11 protein-coding genes and 1 pseudogene are annotated in these 16,055 nt (G+C 50.0%); 11 read left to right on the top strand and 1 reads right to left on the bottom strand.

Annotated elements, in window-relative coordinates; genetic code table 11:
* The first annotated feature begins 174 nt into the window (after positions 1-174).
* The 10 genes and pseudogenes from ACQZ6D_RS22930 (at position 175) to ACQZ6D_RS22975 (ending at position 12,869) form a co-directional block, all read left to right on the top strand.
* Entirely contained in the window at positions 175-1,359 is a 1,185-nt protein-coding gene (locus ACQZ6D_RS22930; RefSeq protein ID WP_458575403.1) for a polysaccharide biosynthesis/export family protein, read from the top strand.
* Positions 1,360-1,484: 125 nt separating this feature from the next.
* A complete protein-coding gene (locus ACQZ6D_RS22935; protein ID WP_448730014.1) occupies positions 1,485-2,255 on the top strand; it encodes an ABC transporter permease in 771 nt (256 codons plus the stop codon).
* A complete protein-coding gene (locus ACQZ6D_RS22940; RefSeq protein ID WP_149916263.1) occupies positions 2,252-2,917 on the top strand; it encodes an ABC transporter ATP-binding protein in 666 nt (221 codons plus the stop codon). Before ACQZ6D_RS22935 ends, ACQZ6D_RS22940 begins: the two co-directional genes overlap by 4 nt.
* Positions 2,914-4,197 carry an RkpR, polysaccharide export protein gene (locus ACQZ6D_RS22945; RefSeq protein WP_448730013.1) on the top strand — a complete coding sequence of 428 codons (1,284 nt, stop codon included), beginning with the start codon at positions 2,914-2,916 and terminating at the stop codon, positions 4,195-4,197. The genes ACQZ6D_RS22940 and ACQZ6D_RS22945 overlap by 4 nt, the downstream gene beginning before the upstream one ends.
* A 3-nt stretch (positions 4,198-4,200) precedes the next feature.
* Positions 4,201-5,514, top strand: a complete 1,314-nt coding sequence (locus ACQZ6D_RS22950) for a capsular polysaccharide export protein, LipB/KpsS family (RefSeq protein ID WP_448730012.1) — start codon at positions 4,201-4,203, stop codon at positions 5,512-5,514.
* 158 nt (positions 5,515-5,672) lie between these two features.
* Positions 5,673-6,871, top strand: a pseudogene (locus ACQZ6D_RS22955) (IS256 family transposase).
* A 209-nt stretch (positions 6,872-7,080) separates the two neighbouring features.
* Complete coding sequence (locus ACQZ6D_RS22960; protein ID WP_448731726.1) at positions 7,081-7,686, top strand: class I SAM-dependent methyltransferase; 606 nt, start codon at positions 7,081-7,083, stop codon at positions 7,684-7,686.
* Complete coding sequence (locus tag ACQZ6D_RS22965; RefSeq protein ID WP_448730011.1) at positions 7,634-10,036, top strand: glycosyltransferase; 2,403 nt, start codon at positions 7,634-7,636, stop codon at positions 10,034-10,036. The genes ACQZ6D_RS22960 and ACQZ6D_RS22965 overlap by 53 nt, the downstream gene beginning before the upstream one ends.
* Positions 10,037-10,388: 352 nt before the next feature.
* Entirely contained in the window at positions 10,389-11,384 is a 996-nt protein-coding gene (locus ACQZ6D_RS22970; protein WP_188352059.1) for a glycosyltransferase family 2 protein, read from the top strand.
* 54 nt (positions 11,385-11,438) lie between these two features.
* Positions 11,439-12,869, top strand: coding sequence for a stealth conserved region 3 domain-containing protein (locus tag ACQZ6D_RS22975; protein ID WP_448730010.1), 1,431 nt, complete (start codon positions 11,439-11,441; stop codon positions 12,867-12,869).
* An 81-nt stretch (positions 12,870-12,950) separates the two neighbouring features.
* Here the strand turns inward: ACQZ6D_RS22975 and ACQZ6D_RS22980 are convergent, their stop codons facing one another.
* The gene (locus ACQZ6D_RS22980) at positions 12,951-13,862 is read right to left on the bottom strand and encodes a tetratricopeptide repeat protein (protein WP_448730009.1); all 912 of its coding nucleotides are present in this window, start codon (positions 13,860-13,862) and stop codon (positions 12,951-12,953) included.
* A 70-nt stretch (positions 13,863-13,932) separates the two neighbouring features.
* Here ACQZ6D_RS22980 and ACQZ6D_RS22985 point away from each other — a divergent pair, with 70 nt between their 5' ends.
* Positions 13,933-16,026, top strand: coding sequence for a CDP-glycerol glycerophosphotransferase family protein (locus tag ACQZ6D_RS22985; RefSeq protein ID WP_448730008.1), 2,094 nt, complete (start codon positions 13,933-13,935; stop codon positions 16,024-16,026).
* Positions 16,027-16,055: the final 29 nt, after the last annotated feature.

A 16,055-nucleotide genomic window follows, 5' to 3' on the forward strand; every position in this document is an offset into this window, starting at 1 on the left:
GCACATATGGCAACAAAGAGTTGTTGTCCAATTGCCCAGCCATATTTTGTGGTCTTCATTAATCTGGTGTTGAGGTTAAAACGTCATGGGTTTATGCAACCGGGTCGAGTGTTGTAATTGTTCGACGTTCGTCTTGGAATACGAGCATTTCTGGGGATATTTCGTTTGCGTTTTCTGGTGAATTCGAAACTTTTTCGCAACTGCTTTCTGGTCGTTTCGACAATCGGTATTGGCGGGTGCGATACGTTGCCAAGCGCCGGGCCGACCGCTGACGAGATAAAGGGGCAGGCCGGCAAACCGGCAATGGTGAGGGGCGATTCCGTCTCCACGGTCTTTGATGTCGTGGATGTAAGTCACCGATCTGCGCAGATGGTCGCGAATTTCTCCACGACAACTCTCCACAGGCGCTTCGGTATTGGTGGTGCCGCCAAGCGCGTTGTGATTGGCGTCGGTGATCAGCTCAAGATCTCAATTTTCGAAGCCGGTGCGAACGGCCTGTTTTCGAGTTCTGAAAACAAGCAGACGGTTTTGGATGTGGTTGTGCAGCCAGACGGAACTGCTGCAATTCCCTATGTTGGTACTGTCAAATTCGCAGGCGTAACTCTCGAAGAGGCGCGTCAGAAAATTCTCTCGGGCCTGACCAATAAGGCGATCGAGCCAGACGTCCTTGTTACGAGTGTCGGCACCAGTTCCAGAAATGTCACCGTGTCTGGAGCCGTGGGGCGACCTTCTATGGTTCCGATGAGCCTTACGGGTGAGACTATTACCGAGGTGATAGCAAAGGCCGGCGGTCCGAGTGCTCAACCTTATGAATCTTATGTGACCGTGGTTCGTGGCCGCGCGACAGGCAGTGCGCTTCTCAAGACGGTCATCGAAAATCCGACCGAGAATATTTACGTCCAGCCTGGCGACCAGATATTTGTGACCAAGGATCCGCGGACGTTTACCGTTCTTGGTGAAGTCAGCAAGAACAGCCGGATTGAATTCGGTGCCAATGATCTCAATATACTGGAAGCCGTGGCAATGGCGGGAGGCGGGGCGTCCGATCGCTCCAATGCTGCCGGCTACTTTGTGTTCCGATATGAGGAACCAGAAATTGTAGCGGATCTTCTTGGTGCCGAGCGTTTCCGGCAGCTTCGCGAAAAGGGCATGAACCCGAACAGCGACGGACGCTATCCGTTGGTTTACCGCCTGGATATGACGCGTGCCGACAGTCTTATCGTCGGACAGACGTTCCCGATAAAGAGCCGCGACGTTATTTACGTTTCCCGACACCCTGTTGTCGATTTGGATCGCTTCTTGCAACTCGTCGGGCGTCCGGTGGGAACGGCATACCAGGTTAGAAATCTTATTGATTAACCTTTCTTCTGCTCTGGTTGAGTGTCATAAATATTGCAGATCGTGTAGAGAATGCGAAAGGCAGACAGCTCCCGTCGGTATGAGCGCCTTTTCTATGGTTCGAGTGAGATCCGGAGGTGCCGGGAGTGTATTATCTGAAGGCTCATATCCGAGTTGTTGGCGCTCTTCTTGTCCGCGAGATGTCAACGCGGTTTGGCAGCAAACCCGGCGGATATATCTGGGCGATCATCGATCCTGCGGGCCACATAGCTTTCATGTCGCTGATTTTCATGGCGATAACGCATACACCTGCTCTCGGTAAAAGTTTTCCGCTTTTCTTTGCGACCGGTTACCTCGCTTTTCAATTCTACGCTGCAATGGCAAGTTTCTTGAACGGTGCAATAAAGGCAAACCGGACTTTGCTCAGCTATCCCAATGTCGCGCCTATCGATACTGTCGCCGCGCGCTATATTCTGCAAGCAGGCACAACTTCAGTTGTGTCCTTTTGCGTCCTCGGTGTGATCCTGCTGACGGTAGATCAACCAGTTTATCTCAATTGGCCCGCAATTATCGAGGCGGCGTTCGCGGCGACCATGCTTGGGTTGGGGACTGGCATATTCAACAATGTTGCGGCGTTGCGGTTTCCGCTTTACGAACAGGTTTTTAACATCATCAATCGACCAATGTTTCTGATCTCCGGCGTTTTTTTCCTGCCTGACGCGCTCCCCGGACCGATCCGAGATATCGTTTTGCTTAATCCGCTAGTTCATGTTGTCATGTTGTTCCGAAAAGGGTTTTATCCGGAATATAGGGCGGAAATGATGAATATGACCTATCTCTATTCCTTCGCGCTATCGATCCTGTTTATGGGACTTCTTTTGTTCACACGATCAGCTTCCGTGTTGAGGAGCCGATGATCAGATTAGAGCAGGCGACAAAATATGCACGTGTCAAAGGTTTCAAGAAACCGATCATAGAGAACGCGTCGCTTGTCATAAATCGCGGTCGAAGCATTGGCCTGCTGGGTCGCAATGGTGCCGGCAAGTCGACTTTACTGCAGCTCATCGCCGGATCGCTGCAGCTGGATCGGGGAAGAATTGTCCGCAGTGGCCGCATCTCCTGGCCACTTGGATTTCAGGGCAGCTTTCAGCCGAGCATGTCGGGTGAGCAGAATGTTCGCTTCGTGGCGCGTATTTATGGCGTCGATACGGACGAGTTGGTCGAATATGTCGAAGCGTTTGCTGAGTTAGGCCCCTTTTTCAAAGCGCCGGTCGGCACATATTCTTCTGGGATGAAGGCCAGACTTGCTTTCGGCGTCAGCATGGGCGTCAAATTCGACTACTATTTGGTTGATGAGATAACAGCGGTTGGAGACGCCAACTTCAAGCAGAAGTGTCACGAGGTTTTCCAGCATCGTTTGCAGGACTCCGATGTGATAATGGTTTCTCACAGTACGGGAACGATCCGCGACTATTGTCAAAGCGGTGTCGTTTTAGAAAATGGGAAACTGACATATTTCGATGATGTCGAGGATGCGATCCGCGTTCACGGCCGCAATATGAAAGGAAGTGGAAAATGAGCGACGATAAACAGCGTTCCAGCAACAAGGTGGAGAGCGCTCAACTTCCTGTAAAACGTACCAGTGCCACAGTGATCGACAACCTGCTCAAGGTTGATCTGAAAGCAGAGCGGGACAATACGTCACGTCAGGCGAAAGCACCGGCGAGTAAGCGCAAGAAGCTGGGACGCTTGAAGTTCCGTCATGCCGTGATTGCAGGGGGCTTTCTATTCGCTGTGGCGCTTCCCACAACGGTTGCCGGATTATACATGGCATTCGTCGCGGCGGACCAATATCATAGTTCGGCTGCTTTTGCTGTGCGCAGCATCGATGGCAAAGCCAACAGCGATATCCTCGGCATGTTCACTCAGAGCGCGGGCGGCAGCACCACTGGGGCTGACTCGTATATGCTCCTCGATTACATTCGTAGCGAGCGCATGGTTGAAGCCGTTTCCCAGACGATCGATCTCGAGAAGGCCTTCGCGCGCCGGGGGATGGATTTCTTTTATGCGCTTGAGCCGGGTCTCCCTATTGAGAAAAAGCTCGCCTATTGGAAAGATGTGGTGAGGGTCAACTACGATCACACTTCGTCGATACTCAATGTCACCGTCAAGGCATTCGATCCCGAGATCGCGAAAGACATTGCGTTAGCTGTGATTACTGAGAGCGAACGACTGATTAATGATTTATCACTCAACGCTCGAAATGGCGTTCTGAAGGCGTCACAGGATGAGGTTGCGCTTGCGGAGGGGCGGCTCTCGGCCGCTCGCATCGCATTGCGTAACTTCCGGGATGTGTCGCAGGTGGCTGATCCGGTGGAGGCCGCAAAGCTCGCTGCGCAGCTTGTAGGATCGCTTGAGCAGCAATTGACGCAACTGAAAGCCGAGTTGACGGCAGCACTGACGCGCATGGCGCCAAACTCGCCACGAATTCGTGTCATTACCACGCAGATCGAAAGCTTGGAAAAGCAGCTGGCGCAGGAGAAACAACGTTTCGGTAGTGGCAGTACCGGGAATATTCAGTCGGGCGATGTTGCCACCCGGATATTGCAATACGAATCTCTGGAAACCGAACGGGAGTTTGCGGAGAAAGCCTACACCGCAGCGCTTGGCGGGCTGGAAAAAGCCCGAATGGATGCCAACAACCAGCAGCGATATCTTGCAACCTTCATTGAGCCAACGCTGTCGCAGTTGGCGCAGTACCCCTCACGCCTTCTGAGCGTTGCGCTGGTGTTCTTGGGCGGCTTGTTTCTGTGGGGCGTCGTAACCATGGCTTACTACAATATTCGTGATCGCAACTGACTTATGGATGGCTACCCAAAAGATCTGTGTGATCCGCTGGCGGTGCGTGCAGACTTGCTTGCACGGCAAGGTGCTGTCATCGCGTTTCACATGAAAGCTTGGAAACACCCGTTCCTGCGACAATTTTTCCCACAGAAGCGTTTCCATTTTGTGCCATTTCAGATCACCGAGGTAGCATTTCGTCGTAAAATATTGCCGTTTCTCGAGGCGAGGGATAAGCCGGTTGTCTTCGTGTGGAGCAACAACCTTCCGTCCTTTGTCGCGCAAGAAATCGAGCGTCTCGGTCTTCAGGTTTACTTCATGGAGGACGGCTTTATACGATCGCTAGAAGCGCACGCCGGGTACTCGGTGCCGTTTTCCCTGTCGCTGGATAGCCGCAGGCCGTATTTTGATAGCCGGGGCCCTAGTGATCTGGAGCAAGTTCTCTTGAACTACGATTTCGACAACCATCCTACGTTGATACAGCGTGCGCGGAACGGCATCCGCCGTATATTGCAACAGAGGTTGACGAAATATAACGGTCGTCTCGTGTCGCCCGGCGCGCAGCGGGATAATCAGCAGAGCCTATCTCAACGGGTGCTCGTTATCGGCCAGGTGGAGGAGGATGCCTCCATTCGTTATGGATGCGATAGTCCATTTTCCAATAATGATCTTGTGCGTTTGGCCGCGCGTGAGAATCCCGAGGCGGAGATTGTCTACAAACCGCACCCGGATGTGCTTAGCAAGATGCGTCGGCAGGTTTCGAACCCGGACGATGTGGCGCACCTGTGTACTGTCATGCAGGGGCAGGTTTCTTTACCGGATGCGCTTGATAGTGCAGACCATGTCTACACGATTACGTCCCTTGCAGGCTTTGAGGCCTTGATGCGGGGAAAAAAAGTCACGACCGTTGGCGCTCCGTTCTACGCTGGCTGGGGTTTGACGGATGACAGGCAACCCCTGACCCGTCGCGGTAGAGAGCTCTCGGTGGAGGCTCTTTTCGCCGCAGCCTATATCTTGTATCCTTTGTATTTTAATCCCGGCACCGGCGATACTTCCACGTTTGAGGAAACGATAGATAGTCTCGCAGATCCGCAGGCAAGGGCCCGGGTGTCATTGGCCGGAAGGGTTAAGTGGCAGCCTTATGGCACCTATGGCCTTTTGGGATGGCGTCATCTGTTGACGCCCATTGTCGCCCGCGTGGTGGCGAAGGTGGGAAATGAACGGGACGTTGTTCAGTACCGCAGTAATCCAGCTGGATTCTTTAGCGAGCTGTCTGATGCTCGCTTCCGGATGATAGGACGAATAATATATCCGTGGAATAATACCTGGCCGTGATGGGTGACCTCCATAACGTGCATTGACGCCGTACTACGCAAAAAAAATTCAGCTCAGCGACCGATCGTGTCCCGTGGCGTGGTGTAGCTGGATTTCGTAGCCATCGGTGATTTCCGGTAGGGTCGGGTTGCTTAGAGCCAACCTGAGGGACACCAGCGGTGACCGACGACATGATGAACCTGCGCTCGCTCGTTGAGAAGAGCGCTGATGCCGATTTACTCCGGGAGATGATCGGCTTTGCCGCCGAGAAACTGATGGCGCTGGAGGTCGGCACAAAGACCGGCGCGGGCTATGGCGAGAAGAATGGTTTCCGATTGGCCCAGCGCAACGGCTATCGCGACCGGGACCGGGGGACACGGGCGGGCACTGTCGAACTGCGCATTCCCAAGCTTCGCACTGGCAGCTATTTCCTGAATTTCCTTGAGCCGCGCCGAATGGCCGCAAAGGCCCTGACTGCTGTCATTCAAGAAGCCTATATGCAGGGCGTTTCGACGCGATCCGTCGATGACCTCGTCAAGGCCATGGGGATGAGCGGCATCTCTAGAAGTCAGGTATCCCGCTTTTGCGAGGAGATCGATGAGAAGGTGAAGGCCTTTCTCGACAGGCCCATCGAAGGGGAATGGTCCTAACTGTGGATCGATGCGACCTACCTCAAAGTTCGTCGCGGCGGGCGCATCGTCTCTGTCGCCGTCATTATCGCGGTGGGCGTCAACACTGACGGCCGGCGCGAGGTGCTCGGCATGGAGATCGGCACGTCCGAACCCGAAGCGATCTGGACGGAACTCCTGCGCAAGCTGACCAGGCGGGGTTTGCGCAGCGTAAAGCTTGTCGTCTCCGATGCCCATGAGGGTATCAAGGCAGCCGTATCGAAGGTGCTCTGAGCCACTTGGCAGCGCTGCCGTGTCCACTTCATGCGCAATGCCTTGGCCCATGCCGGAAAGAGCGGGCGGCGCGTCGTATCCGCCTTCATCGCCACAGCCTTCGCTCAGGACACGTCGGAAGCGGCAAGCACTCATTGGCGCAACGTCGCCGACCAGATCAGACCAAAGGTACCGAAGCTCGCCAGTCTCATGGACAGCGCCGAACAGGACGTGCTTGCCCACATGAGCTTTCCCAAGCAGCATTGGGCCAAACTTCACTGGACCAACCCGATCGAGCGTCTCAACGGCGAGATCGAGCGGGCGCACTGAGGTCGTCGGCATCTTCCCCAACACCGACGCCATCGTCAGGCTGGTCGGTGCCTTGCTCCTTGGAGCAAAAAGATGAATAGGCCATACAGCGATCCCATTACATGACCCTGGAGACAATCGCCACGATGAGCGATGATCCGCTCATCAGCATGCCAGCAGCAGGCTGACATTCATCCGCCCCTCTGGGATGAGCCATGGTCGTATAAGCTAGACCACGTCGTGGGACACGATCCAGCGGCCTGATCCTGGTCTTTATACCTTAGAGTTTCCCATTGTCGTAAAACCGTATCAATAGCGAAATAATAGCTAAGAAATTTTCTTTTGACGACTTGCCGCTTGCGCCTTGTCGTGCGCTCGCTGGAAAGTAGGAGAGATGATGGATAGCTTGCCTGCGCTAGTAACTGCGTCGATTTCATTGAATAGAAAATGGCGCGAGCTGAATTCATCTCCGCCAAAAGCGTCTGACATCTCTGCTATATATGCTAGCTTCCATCAAGATTTTCACGAAGAAAATAACCGGTACAAGTCTAGTAACTGGTTGGCGGACCACCTTGAATATATTTTTGGCAAAAAAATTGGTTCTCTTTTTGAGTTAATCACGGGTAATGGTCGCTTCGCTCGGAGAGCAGCCAGTAAAATTGAGCGAGTTTATGCAATCGACTGGGCAAAGGTGCCTAGTATTGGCGATCTGCCTCCCAATGTGGGTTTTGTCCAACAGGATGTAGCCGCAGGACTGCTCCCTCACAGTGATCTAGTTTGTTCAGTAGACGTCTTTGAACACATTCTTCCAGACGGTATTGAACATGTGATTGAGACCGCATTCGCGTCGTCCCGGAAGCAATACCACGTCATTGCTTGTTATGACGATAGCCATAGCCATTTCACCGTCATGCCACCTTCGGCATGGTTGGCGCTCTTTCGCCAGTTCGATGAAACTTGCCGGCTACAACATCTTGAAACTCGGCGAGCAGACCCTCGTTAGGTCGTCTGCACAATCACCAATCTGTAAAATCCAGCTTTCCATAAAAATGGCAATGAATATGACCAGGAAAATTACCGCTATAATTCCCATCGGAACGACCGATTTTGAGTTCTATAAGCAGCGCCTTAATTTGAGGCGATCCCACAATACGGACGGCGTGACAACTCTGATAGTTGATGATGGCTCACCTGACAACGTGGCGCTGGAAGTTAGAGACTATTGTGATTCCTTGGGGTTTGACTATGTCCGGACGAGCGCTAGGAATACCTCTTTTTCGTCGGCTCGCGCTCGAAATGTAGGTATTCAGGCAGCGGAAACCGAATGGATTTCGCTGGAAGATGCGGATGTCATCTACCAGAACGACTTCTACCAAAAGGCCGTAGATCACCTTCAGCTATTGGACACGGATACACCGTTTAATTTTCTGACCGTTCCAACCGTCTATCTCAAAAATGAAATTTCCACGACCATATTCTCAGCCGGTTTGCTTCCTCAGCACATAAGAGAGATACAAACAGCTTTGGCCTTCGAGAACCCGCGAGGTTCGCATAGCAATAGAATAATACAGCACTTCGCCCCAGCCTCTGGGATATTTTTACTTAGGCGTAAAACTGCATTGATAGCTGGCGGATATGATGAACAGTTTATTGGGTGGGGCGGTGAAGATAGGGATTTCGCATTTCGTTTGCTTGCTCTTGGCGGGTATGGCCAGACTGTTGACTTGCCCGAAAACTTTTCGTCGACCAAACCCTGGAACCTGAATGACACGGTCGTCTTCGAGGGCTGGCGGTCAATATTCCGTACGAATGGTGATTACTCCCTCATGCTTGGGCTTTGCGGGTACCATCTTTTTCATGAAACGCTCGAATGGAAAGCTGACACTTCAAATCAGAATATTCAGTTTGCGAGTGAGAAGGCTAAGAAGCTATACTCAAGCAAAAGAATAGAGCCAGTGGCAGATGTTCGACTGCCACCCGATGTCATCTTGGGGCGCAACCCTCATATCCATAATTCGCAATTGTTTTATGTTGTTCCAAATCCCTTAGTAGTTGATGAAGCGCCAAGCGTAGCTCCATCGTTGTTTGCTGAGCATCTTCTACAAAAGAAACCTCGTTCAATTATCATGTGGAATCCCTACGGGAGCTCGTGGCGACTGGAATTATATAAGACGTTGCGCGCAAGCAAAGCTCCCATTGTTGTGGCGGAACGAGGTGCTTTGCCTCGTTCATTTTACTTCGATACGGGTGGGCTTTCGATTGAGAGTTATAGCTACGGGGAGAGAAATTGGGAGAAGGGGATCTCGGCACAAGAGCAAGAGGATGTCGAAAGGTATATACATGATCTTCGTTTCGGCTCTTCTGCCCTGGAAGCCCAAAATGGTCGCGTGGGAGCTGGGATGCTCCGCCTACAGCTTGGATTAGATCCAAGAGACAAGGTAATTGTAGTGCCTCTACAGTTGTTCGACGATACTGTGACCACCTACTTCAGCGAACCAGGTAGAACTTATGAGAGTTATCTCGGAGAGGTTCGGAAAGTAGCAAAACAATTGCCCTTCGGATGGAGGCTCGTCTACAAAAATCACCCACTGGCGCGCGAGAAATATTCGATTGATAACGCCATAGTTGCTGATGAGGCCCATATTAACGATCTGCTCGAAATTGCAGATGGTATTATTGTCTTCAATTCAGGAACAGGCGTTCTCGCCATGGCATTCGAGAAGCCCGTGTTTGTGTACGGAAAAACGTTTTATCAAATAGATGGTGTAAATAGTATTTTTGTGGATTGTGATAAACTCATAGGTGTTATCATCGCAGGTTTGCCAAAAGTTGACAGTACAAAAGTGAAAATGTTTTATCATTATCTTACAACAAAATTTTACAGCTTTGCTGATGTTGCAAACTCGATTAAAAAGCAGACTGAAAAATCTAATCGGGTCGTTTTGCAAAATTTATTCTACACAGACATTAGGTTTCCGGGATTGCCGTCAAGGAAATGGAATGGAAGGAAATTTGAAATTCGGACGTCGTTTCTTTATGACCGTTTCAGGCATGCCGATTACGCGAAAAAAAACATCGAAGGCAAAGGGGATTTTTCGGTCCCGCGTGAGATAGTTTCTTCACAACCTTCAGCGGTATTACTTGAGAATAATACTTCATCTAACACTCCAGTTATCGAACTTCAGATGGCGAGGTATCGGAGGTCGTTGATTCCTATTATCCGGTCATTTATTCGTGTTTTAGGCAATCGCCGTGATGATGTTGCAAAATTCAACGCTAACCCGGTTGGCTACTTTGCTAGGCTGAAAAATCCCTTTTATAGACGAGTTGGAAGAATTCTCCTGGGCTCTTAACCGTGTTAGGGCCTTGTAGATGGTTCAGAGAATTTTTGAGGAATTTGCGTCCAGTGATGTTTGAGCGATATCGGATGGTGATTTGGCCCAAACGCTGCTACGAGAACTTTGCCAAGCCCCCTCTGTTTCGGCGCGGTCGTCTCCTCATGGCGTCTCCTGTTCCTGGCATCTAAGCCGAAGTCAGGTAGAAATTCTACTTATCCTAGGTGTGCAGATTTCCCGAGCCTCCTCTCAGTTCAAGTTGCAGTCCGAGCCATAAAAAATGTGGAATCCTTAGCCGGATCGCCTTGAGTAGGCTGACTGTTGTCATGTAAATGTCATTTATCTGTCACAAATGGCAATTGGGCATAAGATGGCGACTTGGGGTGTTCGGAAAATTCGGCGCTTTCCTGCTAGGGAAATTGCGAAGACCGCGGGTAGCTTCGGAGCTATAGCGGGAATAGTCTACCGCGCGGTTGATTGGCGCGGGAAGCTGTCTGATTTTATTGCTGATCCTCAAAGTGCGATCCTGGGTTTGTTGCCACGGGACGTTTTGCTGCCTCTATTGCGGCGGTCCGGAGGGCCACTCGTTACCGTAGTGGTCGCGACACGAAACAACGCTGAGACGATAGTTTCTTCTTTACAATCTCTCACTCGACAGACGCACTCCCACATCGAAATTATTGTTGTGGACGATGCTAGTAGTGACAACTCGTGCGATCTTATACGAGCAATTGCAAAATCAGACGAACGCGTGAATCTCCTTTCCAATAGACGGCAAATGGGGACTGGGTACAGTCGAAACTTAGGGCTTTTGGCCGCAAAAGGGGAATATGTCACGTTTCAGGATGGAGACGACATCAGCCTACCGACCAGGATATCAGCGCAATTAAGTGTATTTTCCAAATTTCAGGGGAAAGTGCTCTCCTTATGCAACTATGTGCGTGTTGATACGCATGGTGACAGCTTGGAGATAAATGACCGCCGAGTAATGAAATGCATCATTTCCATGATGTTCCCACGCAAAGAGATTTTGGAGCGCGTGGGTTTTTTTATGGATGGCACGGTAAGTGAGGATTCCGATTTTTACGAGCGTATAAAAATTGCGTTCGGAGCTGATTGTGAAACTCTCGTCTTCAGAACACTCTATCACGCGCTTTTTCGACAGAACTCAAGCTTCTTCGATCAGATGGAAATCAAGAAGATTGAAAGAGGCCGGATTTCATTTAATGCGCCTGCGAAGGTTTCTAGTGCACGTGAGAGAGTCAATGCTCGCCACGCCATGATGCGTGAGGGCAAGATTTCGTATCGCGTGGGTTTCGATCCTTCTTTTTCGAAGCAAGCAAGTGAACTGGCCGATCAAATTTAGGTGTCGCGATTCGCGGGAGGGTGTGAATTTGGACCGGCGTCAAAGGTGTAAGTGTTGAAGATAATTAAAAAGGCGGGACGGGCGGTACTCCGGCTTTGGCCTTCGCTATTTTCTGGAAATTTTGGATATAGTAGTCAGGCGAAGCAATGCACGAGCAAGTTTCGTTCAAACGGCGAACTGTTGGGGAACGATGACATCGGCATTTCCCGATCAATTGAAGAAAACTCAAATATAGTCGATCTGCAAGCACTCACTTTTCCGGGTACTATGAGGGCGCTCTGTCGCCTTGTGGCCGCCTCAGGTCAAGAAGTTTACATCTTTGATTCAGAGGTGGGCTGGGTAAATGTTACTAATAAGAGATTCAAACGTAATCTTTTGAGGCTCACAGCGAGTGGTTGTGTAGAGATCGCGATCGTTGGCCCCGGTAAACGGCTACTTGAACGATACTCCGTTTACATCTGGAAGGTTCGTGAGAACTTTATCGAGTGCACTTCGCCACACGCGCCAATCAAACGTGTGAGGACTCAAGATGGTATCACGACCAAGCGAACCCCGCTTGTAGATCAAAGTAGTGGCCCCATAGACGTTGTTTACACTTGGGTCAACGCGGATGATCCCGCGTGGCAGCAAATGGCATCTCGCTACAAAGCGGTGATTGACAGAGACAGGTTCGCACAATCTGACGAACTACGTTACTCAATTCGATCAGTGCGTCTGTTCGCGCCATGGGTCAGGACAATATACATCTTCTCCAACTGCCACCCGCCTGAGTGGTTTATGGAAAGTGATAATGTAAAGTGGGTGTATCACAACGAAGTAATACCGAGGGATTACCTACCGACTTTCAATTCGCATTCAATCGAAACATTCCTCCACCAAATTTCTGGTCTCTCGGATCAGTTTTTGTACATGAATGACGATTTTTTTATTAGTGATTTTGTTAGGCAAGCGGATTTCTTTACTCCATATGGTGCTTCAGTAAGCCGACTGGAAACTTACGGTGCAATTCCTTATCTGGAAGAACTAAAGAATGAGGGAGAGGCCGAGGAATGGCAGTCTGCTGCAGTAAATGGCTCTCGCCTGATAACTGAGCGTTTTGGTCGACTCCCTACGAAACTTCATAGGCATGCCCCATATGCATTGAGCAAGCGGGTGTATGAAGAACTTTGCCGAACCTATCCAGAGGAGTTGGAGCAAACTCGGCGCGCCAAATTTAGATCGGTAGAAGATACTTCTTTTACATCGTTTTTGTATCCTCATTTTGCATTAGCAAGACGGAATTCCGTTGTAAGCGATGAGCATGCAATGGTGGTCTCCGTCAGCAACTACAAGCGGTTTCAGAGAATGAAATTATATCTGAAGCTGCGTTTTTTTTGCCTGAATGACGGGGGTGGCAGCGCGGTTCACAACGGATACCAAAAGTTTAAGTCGAAGTTTTTGCAATCTTTTTTTCCATTCAAAGTCGACGCAGAGATAACTGATTAAGCCACCCGAGCTTTTAAGCTTCGGGTGAATTATTCGAGCCGGTTTTAGTTCCGGGGGATGCGATTGCTTTTTATAGTTTAATTAATCGCTTGCGTTTGGAAGGCTTGCAAGTAACTCCAATGCGACTTTGTGCCGGGGATTTTTTCTGATTACGGCTTCGAGCAACTCTCTCGCGCGTGCAAATTTCCCACATAAATAGTGAGCTCGGGCGTAGTAGAACTGCGCATAGTTCTCCAGTTCGGCAAATGAAATCGACCTCGCCTCGGAGTACTGATCGATATCGAATATGACCTGCTCTGCGAGACCGCTTTTTAACATGTCAGACATTTCGTCCTTAGATAAGAGTGTCAAGATGTCTGCGACAGGGGTTGCCTGTTTTTTCGCCATAGGAAGGAGTTCGCGTGTCCAAGAAACTTTTTTGCGGATAATTTTCGCAGGGACACCCGCGACTGCAACGTAGCGAGGGACCGTTTTAGTTACCACAGAATGCCCCCCAACGATCGCTCCGGTGCCGATGGTCACGCCCTTATATACCGTAACACCTTCCCCCAACCACACGTGGTCTTCGATAACCGTATCTGCCGCCGGATTGATGCGGCTGTTCGAACCGAGATCGACAATTGAATGCATATCGGATGTTCGCACGTCTACGTCGGATAAAAGGCAATCATTGCCAATGGTTATGGCGGCTCCCTCCCAAGCGCTCAGTCGGCATGCACGATTAAAGTATGTACGCTCACCGATCTCGACCGAACTTGTAGCACCTATCTGGATCAATCCGCGGAGTCTCGCATCGTCGCCGATGATGATCTGAGCATCTCCATTTGGCATCTCTATTCGCACATCTTTAAACGAAACGTTCTTTCCAAACTGAATTGTGCTTGAGCCCCCTTTGAAAGAAATAGTATTTTTGCCGGAAAGTTCATGGGGGGCACCTAACACCCGGTTGCCACTTTGGGCAAAATCACTGAGGAATTCATAGTTGATCGTCACGCTTATCTCCAGTACATGCAATTCAACAAGGGTATTCAAATGGCGTTAGCCGGATAAGTTGCGGTATTTGATGAACAAAGTATTAAATGAAACGTCAAGTGTTTTTTCCAGTCCCAATACGGATTTTTTTCTGGCGCGGGAGGGACTTAATGTCCTTATCGCGCCGGACCATGCTTCCAACGTTGGGCTAGTGGTTCTTGAGCACACTTCAAGCGGATCTACGTGGCACGCGCAGAAGAAGTATCGCGAAGTTGATGGTAGCGAATGCTGGCTCATTCCGTATTCGTTACTTGAAAAGAGTGGGGTCTATCAGCTCCGATACAGTAGCGGGATTGCGGGCGACGGAAGAGTTCTTGGTGGACGTTTCGCGCGTGCTATAGTAACAGACCGGGAACGCGAGATCGGTGAGGGCTACTTTCAGCGCTCCGGGGAACTATATAGGGCTACTCTTTACATACCATATACGCGCAAAAGTGTCCGCCTGCGAGTTGAGCTTGCTACAATACCCAAGCGCGCGCCAAAGCAAGTTGAGCATCTGACGATTAAGAATATATCTAGGAAACGAAATCGGTTCTTGCTTAAGGGGACAGCTTTTGTGCCGGGCGTATCATCTGCCAGCATGAAACCGTTTCTGGTGCTGCGGAACTTGCAAGGTCTCGAAGTCGGACGATTTGAAGGGAAGAGGACACGTAGTTTAGGCAACCAAAAGATGTATGGCTTCCCAGATTGTGACTATTCTCAATCTGGATTCGTATTTAGTCTATCGGTAGGGCATCTTGCGAGGTGTATGAAGCTTGCGCCGCCGGCACGATTACGGCTAAGCGTCGTCTTGGTCGATGCTTTGGGTAAAGAATACGAAAAAACGCTTAAATCATCCCCGTCTGCGTTTGGTTCTAAAACCAGAACGATTGCCACGAAATTGTTTCGTTTGCGTAAAACTCGGCTATCGATCATATCGGCCGAAGCGAATGATGAAATTTACGTCACGCATCAGATTATAGAGGAGGTATTGTCCTCTGCCAATAAATTTAAGCGGATTGTAGCTTTCCAAACTTTCAATTTGCTCAGACGACCATCGGGCAAAGCGTGGGTTTTGTACGAATTCGAAGCGAAGGCGGCTCAAGATAATGCTGCTGCCCTTTTTGAATATTTATGCGAGAAACGAAAAGACATCGACGCGCGATTTGTTATCGATCGCTCCAGTCCTGATGTACGTCGGCTGCGAGGTTACGGCAGGCGTATAGTTTACAGGTATACATTCAGGCACTATTGGTCGCTGCTTACGGCTAGGATTTTGATATCGTCGCAATCTCGATATCATGGCTACCGAATAGCTCCTCCAAAGAAGGATGTTATTGCCGCCGAGATGGCACGTAAGCCGTTTGTGTTTTTGCAGCATGGAATTATTGCGCTAAAAAGAATCGGCTTCCACCGAAAAAATCCAAGGGTGGCTTGTGATTTGTTCTTTTCCTCAACGAAAACCGAACAGGAAATTATATGCAGGGAGTTTGGGTACAGCCGCGAGGAAGTACCTATTGTTGGCCTACCTCGGTTTGATTTGCTCCAGGATCAGTCCTCTAACCATAAAGAACTCCTTGTAATGCCCACTTGGAGGAAGTGGTTGCAAAGTGCCAATTATGAGGAATTTAAGTCGAGCGACTTCTTCATACATTATAGTTCACTGTTGAACTCTCCGTTGCTTGAGGAGACGTGTCGCAAATTTGGGCTCAAGGTAAATTTTTACCTTCACCCCATGATTGCAAGGTATATTAGTGCGTTCTCAGGCGTTCCCCAGCATGTGGAGTTAGTTGTGGCTGGGGCCGTCCCATTAAATGAACTCATGATGAGAGCAAGAGTTTTGGTTACTGATTACTCTTCGGTGGCATGGGATTTCATGTACATGAAAAAGCCTGTCGCTTTTTTTCATTTCGACATTCCCAAGTACGACGAAGCGCATGGATCCTACTTTGATTTGCGGACTAATCTCAGAGGGTTGTCGGTTGCAACGGGTGATGAAGTTGCTTCTCTCGTCCAAGGGTGGCTTGAAGGGGAGGAGTGGATGGCACCCAGCATTAATGAATTAGAGCATTACGACGTTGAAAACCGGGAGCGCGCGGTTGCCACAATTGAGCGTTTTCTACTCAGTAAATCGGATCCCAATTAGTGTGCCATTTTTGGTCTTAATCAAAACAG

Source organism: Agrobacterium sp. 22-3639C2, from assembly GCF_053522105.1.